This window comes from Streptomyces sp. NPDC006450 (assembly GCF_040612195.1).
Classification (GTDB): domain Bacteria; phylum Actinomycetota; class Actinomycetes; order Streptomycetales; family Streptomycetaceae; genus Streptomyces.
Genome location: NZ_JBEXPT010000197.1, coordinates 1 through 7,331, shown reverse-complemented (window position 1 = coordinate 7,331; position 7,331 = coordinate 1). Strand labels below are relative to the sequence as shown.

Annotated in this window: 4 protein-coding genes and 1 pseudogene; all 5 read left to right on the top strand. The window is 74.2% G+C overall.

Annotation, left to right across the window (positions count from 1 at the left end; genetic code table 11):
- Window positions 1-2,631: translation initiation factor IF-2 (gene infB / locus ABZY57_RS31345; protein WP_356517710.1), on the top strand; the 2,631-nt coding region annotated here is incomplete at its 5' end.
- Between the two features lie 163 nt (window positions 2,632-2,794).
- Complete coding sequence (locus ABZY57_RS31340; RefSeq protein ID WP_330298868.1) at window positions 2,795-3,088, top strand: DUF503 domain-containing protein; 294 nt, start codon at window positions 2,795-2,797, stop codon at window positions 3,086-3,088.
- A gap of 28 nt (window positions 3,089-3,116) precedes the next feature.
- A complete protein-coding gene (gene rbfA / locus ABZY57_RS31335; RefSeq protein WP_356517708.1) occupies window positions 3,117-3,593 on the top strand; it encodes a 30S ribosome-binding factor RbfA in 477 nt (158 codons plus the stop codon).
- Entirely contained in the window at window positions 3,593-4,501 is a 909-nt protein-coding gene (gene truB, locus ABZY57_RS31330; protein WP_356517706.1) for a tRNA pseudouridine(55) synthase TruB, read from the top strand. The genes rbfA and truB overlap by 1 nt, the downstream gene beginning before the upstream one ends.
- Window positions 4,502-4,742: 241 nt before the next feature.
- Window positions 4,743-7,331: pseudogene (locus ABZY57_RS31325) on the top strand (hypothetical protein); the annotation flags it as partial.

Below are 7,331 nucleotides of genomic sequence, written 5' to 3'. Positions count from 1 at the left end.
CGTCCGGCGGCCCAGGGCGGCCAGTCCGGCGCCCGTCCCGGCGCCCCGCGTCCGGCCGGCGCCGCTCCGGCGCGTGCCGAGCGTCCCGCCGGTCCCGGTTCCCAGGCACCGCGTCCGCAGGGCGCCCGTCCGGCCGGTCCCCGTCCGGGCAACAACCCCTTCACCTCTGGTGGCTCCACCGGCATGGCGCGCCCGCAGGCGCCCCGTCCGGCCGGCGCTCCCCGTCCCGGTGCCCCCGGCGCCGGTGACCGCCAGGGTGGCGCTCCCCGTCCGCAGGGCGGCCCCGGCGGCGCTCCGCGTCCGCAGGGTGCCGGTGCGGGTCGTCCGACCCCGGGCGGCATGCCCCGCCCGCAGGGCGGCGCTCCGCGTCCGGGTGGTGCCCCCGGTGGTAACCGTCCGAACCCGGGCATGATGCCGCAGCGTCCCGCTGCCGGTGGTCCCGGTCCCCGTCCCGGTGGCGGCCCCGGTGGCCGTGGTCCCGGTGCGGGCGGTCCCCGTCCCGGCGGCGCCGGTGGCGCCGGCCGTCCCGCGGGCGGCGGCTTCGCCGGTCGTCCGGCCGGTCCGGGCTCGCGTCCCGGCGGCGGTGGCGGCTTCGGCGGTCCCCGTCCCGGTGGTGGCGGCTTCGGCGGCGGTCCGGCTGGTGCCGGTGGCGGCGGTCGTCCCGGCTTCGGCGGGCGTCCCGGTGGTCCCGGTGCCCGTGGTGGCACGCAGGGTGCCTTCGGCCGTCCCGGCGGTCCGGCGCGTCGCGGTCGCAAGTCCAAGCGCCAGCGTCGCCAGGAGTACGAGGCCATGCAGGCCCCGTCGGTCGGCGGCGTGATGCTGCCCCGCGGCCACGGCGAGACCGTTCGCCTGTCGCGCGGTGCGTCCCTCACCGACTTCGCGGAGAAGATCAACGCCAACCCGGCGTCGCTCGTCGCCGTGATGATGAACCTCGGCGAGATGGTCACTGCCACGCAGTCCGTCTCCGACGAGACCCTCGAAATGCTGGCCGGCGAGATGAACTACGTCGTTCAGATCGTCAGCCCGGAGGAAGAGGACCGCGAGCTCCTCGAGGGCTTCGACATCGAGTTCGGCGAGGACGAGGGCGGCGAGGAATTCCTCATGCCGCGTCCGCCGGTCGTGACCGTCATGGGTCACGTCGACCACGGTAAGACCCGACTGCTCGACGCCATCCGCAAGACGAACGTCGTTGCGGGCGAGGCCGGTGGCATCACGCAGCACATCGGTGCGTACCAGGTCGGTACCGAGGTCAACGGTGAAGAGCGCAAGATCACCTTCATCGACACCCCGGGTCACGAGGCGTTCACCGCCATGCGTGCCCGTGGTGCCAAGTCGACCGACATCGCGATCCTCGTGGTCGCGGCCAACGACGGCGTGATGCCGCAGACGATCGAGGCGCTCAACCACGCCAAGGCCGCCGGCGTTCCGATCGTCGTCGCGGTCAACAAGATCGACGTCGAGGGTGCCGACCCGGTCAAGGTGCGCGGTCAGCTCACCGAGTTCGGTCTGGTCGCCGAGGAGTACGGCGGCGACACGATGTTCGTCGACATCTCCGCCAAGCAGGGTCTGCACATCGACTCCCTGCTCGAGGCCGTCGTCCTCACCGCCGACGCCTCGCTCGACCTGCGCGCCAACCCGGAGCAGGACGCTCAGGGTATTGCGATCGAGTCCCACCTCGACCGCGGCCGCGGTGCCGTTGCCACCGTCCTCGTCCAGCGCGGTACCCTCCGCGTCGGCGACACGATGGTCGTGGGCGACGCCTACGGCCGCGTGCGCGCCATGCTCGACGACAAGGGCAACAACGTCGAGGAAGCGGGTCCGTCGACCCCCGTCCTGGTCCTGGGTCTCACCAACGTCCCCGGCGCCGGCGACAACTTCCTCGTCGTCGACGAGGACCGCACCGCCCGTCAGATCGCCGAGAAGCGTGCTGCGCGAGAGCGCAACGCCAACTTCGCCAAGCGCGTTCGCCGGGTGTCCCTGGAAGACCTCGACTCGGTCCTCAAGGCCGGTCTGGTCCAGGAACTCAACCTCATCATCAAGGGCGACGCGTCCGGTGCGGTCGAGGCTCTCGAGTCCTCGCTGCTCCAGCTCGACGTCGGTGAAGAGGTCGACATCCGCGTCCTGCACCGCGGCGTGGGTGCGGTCACCGAGTCCGACATCTCGCTGGCGATGGGCTCCGACGCCATCGTCATCGGTTACAACGTCCGTGCGGCCGGCCGTGCCGCGCAGATGGCGGACCGCGAGGGTGTCGACGTCCGCTACTACTCGGTGATCTACCAGGCCATCGAGGAGATCGAGGCGGCCCTCAAGGGTCTGCTCAAGCCGGAGTACGAAGAGGTCGAGCTCGGTACGGCGGAGGTCCGCGAGATCTTCCGCTCGTCCAAGCTGGGCAACATCGCGGGTGTTCTCATCCGCTCCGGCGAGGTCAAGCGCAACACCAAGGCGCGGCTCCTGCGCGATGGCAAGGTCATCGCCGAGAACCTCACCATCTCCGGTCTGCGCCGCTTCAAGGACGACGTCACCGAGATCCGCGAGGGCTTCGAGGGTGGTATCAACCTCGGTTCCTTCAACGACATCAAGATCGACGACGTCATCGCGACGTACGAGATGCGCGAGAAGCCCCGCGCGTAAGCGCGAGGCGGTTCGCACCGTGTCGTAGGAAGCTGTCACACCGGGGCCGGTCGGCGGAATATCCGTCGATCGGCCCCGGCCGTTGCGTGTACGGTTCTGGTGACCCTGCCGCGCGACGGCCGGCAGGCCACCGAACCCGCACCGGCGGGATATCCGGAACTGCATGTACGTGGGGACTCTGTCCTTCGATCTGCTCCTCGGCGACGTTCACTCGCTGAAGGAGAAACGCTCCGTCGTCCGGCCCATCGTGGCCGAGCTCCAGCGCAAGTTCTCTGTGAGCGCGGCTGAAGTGGGCGACCAGGACCTGCACCGCAGGGCCCTCATAGGGGTCGCTCTGGTGAGTGGGGACACGGGGTTCCTCTCGGATGTACTGGACCGCTGCGAGCGGCTGGTCGCGGCACGTCCGGAAGTGGAGCTGCTGTCGGTACGACGACGGCTCCACGGTGATGAAGACTGACCGCAAGACTTGAGAAGGAGACGGACCAGTGGCCGACAATGCGCGGGCGAAGAAGCTGGCGGACCTCATCCGGGAGGTGGTGGCCGAGAAGCTGCAGCGCGGCGTCAAGGACCCCCGCCTCGGTACGCACGTGACCATCACGGACACCAGGGTCACCGGCGACCTGCGGGAGGCCACGGTCTTCTACACGGTGTACGGCGACGACGAGGACCGGGCCAGTGCGGCGGCGGGCCTGGAGAGCGCCAAGGGCGTCCTGCGCTCCGCGGTCGGCCGGGCGGCGGGAACCAAGTTCACGCCCACCCTGACCTTCGTGGCGGACGCCCTCCCGGAGAACGCCAAGACCATCGAGGACCTCCTCGAGAAGGCGCGGACCTCCGACGCCCACGTGCGGGAGGTGTCCTCCGGGGCTCAGTACGCCGGCGACGCCGACCCGTACAAGAAGCCGGACGAGGACGATGCCGACGACGCCGACGGCTCTGACGAAGACGGGGACGCATCCGCGTAATGGGCACCAACGCAGGGAAGACGCCGGACGGCCTGGTCATCGTCGACAAGCCGTCCGGTTTCACTTCGCACGACGTGGTCGCCAAGATGCGCGGGATCGCCAAGACCCGCCGCGTCGGCCACGCCGGCACGCTCGACCCGATGGCGACGGGCGTGCTGGTCCTGGGCGTCGAGAAGGCCACCAAGCTCCTCGGCCACCTCGCGCTCACGGAGAAGGAGTACCTCGGCACCATCCGACTGGGCCAGGACACCCTGACGGACGACGCCGAGGGCGAGATCACCTCGTCCACGGACGCCACCGGGGTCACCCGGGAGGGCGTGGACGCGGGCATCGCCAAGCTGTCCGGCGAAATCATGCAGGTCCCGTCCAAGGTCAGCGCCATCAAGATCAAGGGCGTGCGCTCCTACAAGCGCGCCCGCGACGGCGAGGACTTCGAGATCCCGGCCCGCCCGGTGACCGTCTCCTCGTTCCAGGTGTACGACATGCGGGAGGCGGAGGCCGAGGACGGCACCAAGGTCGTCGACCTCGTCGTCTCCGTGGTCTGCTCCAGCGGTACGTACATCCGCGCGCTCGCGCGGGACCTCGGCGCCGACCTCGGCGTCGGCGGGCACCTCACGGCGCTGCGGCGCACGCGGGTGGGCCCGTACAAGATCGACCGGGCGCGCACGCTCGACCAGCTCCAGGAGGAGCTGACCGTCATGCCGATCGGCGACGCGGCGGCCGCAGCGTTCCCGCGCTGGGAGTTGGACGCCCGGCGGGCGTCGCTGCTCGCGAACGGCGTGCGGATCGACATGCCGGACGAGTACGAGCCCGGCAAGGCGGTCGCGGTCTACGGGCCGGACGGGCAGCTGCTCGGGCTCGTGGAGAGCAAGGGCGGCAAGGCCAAGTCGCTCGCCGTCTTCGTCTGAGGCCGCGGCCGGTCTTCGATTGACGTGGAGCGGTGAGCGCACATGGATTGCTGCTCACCGCTCCACGACCCCCCTCGGGTAGGTCTCTATCCACCCGGACCCTCTTATTCACCCGTCCGAGCAGGCGCTCGGAGTGAATGGAGGGAGCGTAAGGGGGCGCTTTCGCCACGCGTGCTGTTCCCGCTGATCTTCACCTGCCTACCGTCGTGCCTACGGGGCACGCGCGGCGGGGAGTGGTGCGGTGACGGCGGAACTGATCAGGATCTGCGATCTCGCCGGGCGGCCGCGGGGGAGCGGGTTCGTCGCGGACGACCGCGGGACCGTGCTCACCAGCCACGAGGCCGTGGACGGACTGGCCCGGGTGGCCCTGCACGGGCCGGCGCCGGGGGAGCGGACCTGGCTGGCGGGTGCCTCGGACGTGACCGCACTGCCGGAGCTGGGGCTGGCGCTCGTACGGAGCGACGGGCTCGGGGTACGGCCGCTGCCGGTCGCGCCGCGGGCGGTGATCGCTCCCGGGACGTACGTACGGCTGTCCGCGCGGGGCTGGCGCCAGGCGCGGGTGCTCGGCCACGCCGAGGCCACCCATACGGCGACGGACCGTTCCCACCTGCTCCCGGCCGCGCTGGAACTGGCCATCGGGACCGACGGGCGCGACGCGCTGCGGCTCGGCGGCGAGGCCTGCGGGGGCCCGGTGCTGGACGCCGGGACCGGAGCGGTGCTCGCGGTCCTGTGCACCGCTCTGCGGGCGGAGCACCGCTCCGGGGGCTTCGCCGTGCCCCTCGCGGCCGCGGCCGCCGCCGATCCGGGCGGGCCCCTCGCCGCCCTGCTGGAACGCAACGCCGCCACCGTCCCGGGCTACGGCGCCGACCTGAACCTCGCCGGGGCCCTGCAGCTCACCGGGACGACCCTGGGCGCGGCCCTCGCCGCCCGGGGACCGGAGCCGGTGGACCGCCCGGCGATCGCGGCCGAACTCGACGCCTTCACCGCAGGGGACCGCCCGGTCCTCGCCCTGGTCGGCCGCCCCGGCACCGGCCGCACGACCGCCCTCGCCGCCCTGGCGGTCCGCCGCACCCGCGGCCCGCGCCCGGCCCCGACCCTCTGGCTGCGCGGCGCCGACCTGCGGGCCGACGACACCTCGCTGGCCGACGCCGTGGCGCGGGCGCTGACGCAGGCGGGCCGGATCCTGGAGGTGCCGGGCAGCGGGCCGGGGGTTCGGGAGGGGGCCGCGAGGCCGGGGACGGGCCCCGCTGAGGAGCCGTCCCCATCTGAGGCCGCGGCCGTGGGAGGAGCGCCGTCGGCGGGGGAAGGGCCGACTGCGGCCGTGAACCCCGGCTCCCGCCCCGGCCCCGGCCGCGGGTCGGTCGCCGGCCCCCGAGCGGACCCGGCGTCGGCGCTGGCCTCGCTCGTGGCTTCGGCCGGGCGGGCCCTGCTCGTCGTCCTGGACGGGCCCGAGGAGATGCCGCCGCGGCTCGCGGCGCGGGCCGCACCGTGGACCGGAGCGACCGCCGCCTGGCTGGACGCGACCGGGGCCCGGCTCGCCGTGGCCGCACGGCCCGAACACTGGGAGTCCGCCGGGAGGCTCTTCCCGCACCGCATGCTCCACAGGCCGGCCCGGCCGGCCCGGCGGCTGCCGCCCGCGGTCGCGATCGGGGACCTCGCCCCGGAGGAGGCGGCACTGGCCGGGGCCCGGCTGGGAATCCCGGCCGACGCGGTCGCCGGCGCCGATGCCCGCCACCCGCTCACGCTGCGGCTGCTCGCGGAGGTCCGCGCGGCCGGGGTCACCGCGGGCCGTCCGTCGCGTGACCAGGTGTTCGCCGCGCACCTGGACCTGCTGTGCCTGCGCGTCGCCGTACGGGTGTCGGCCGCGCTCCCGCGGCCCCGTGGATCCGGAGGGGCCGCGGACCCGGTCGGCGCCGGCGGGCCGGACACGGCCGGGGTGCACGCGCCCGGGGTGGGCCGACTGGCCGCGCGCGTGGCCGGGCAGGTGCACGAGGCCGCTCGGCGCTGTCTGGGGCCGGGGCAGGGGCAGATGGACCGGGCCTCCTTCGAGGAACTGTTCCCCTGGCGGTCGGGGTGGGCCTCCGCGGTGCTCGCCGAGGGACTGCTGGTCCCCGCGGGCGAGGGCTACCGCTTCGCCCACGAGGAGTTCGCCGACTGGGTGCAGGCCGCCCACCTGGACCTCCCCGCCGCCCTGGAGACCCTGGGCCGGGACGTGCCCCGCCACCGCATCGGGCCCGTCCTGGAGGCCCTGCGCCTGCTGCCGCCCGGGGAACGGGGAGCGGCGCTGGAGCGGCTCGTGTCCGTGCTCGACGGCCCGGCCGGCCCCGAGGCCCACTGGTGGGCCGCCCGCCTCCTCGCGGAGACGCTGCTCCGCGTCCCCGACGCCACGCCGTACCTCCCGGTCCTGCACGCCCTCGCCGGCCACCTGACCGGGCCCGCCGCGTCCGGGGCGCACGGACGGGGCCCGCGCTCGGCGGCCTCGCCTGCGGCAGCCTCGTACTCGGCGGTCCCGTGTCCGGCGGCCTCGTTCCCGGAAGCCCCGTCCTCTGCAGCTCCGTCCTCTACAGCTCCGTCCCCGGCGGCCCCGACTCCGGCCGGTTCCGCGGCGTACGCGGGCTCCCTGGGTGACCCGTACCCGGCGGGCACCACCGGGTGGCAGGGTCCCGGTACCGGTGGACACCGCCGGGTCCCCGCCCAGGGCGGAGCCACGGGGGCCGGTGGGCCGGGCGGGCGAACCGGGCCCCTCCGCCCCGGCGCGGCTGCCGGGCCCCTCCGCCCCGGCGCGGCTGCCGGGCCCCTCCGCCCCGGCGCGGCTGCCGGGCCCCTCCGC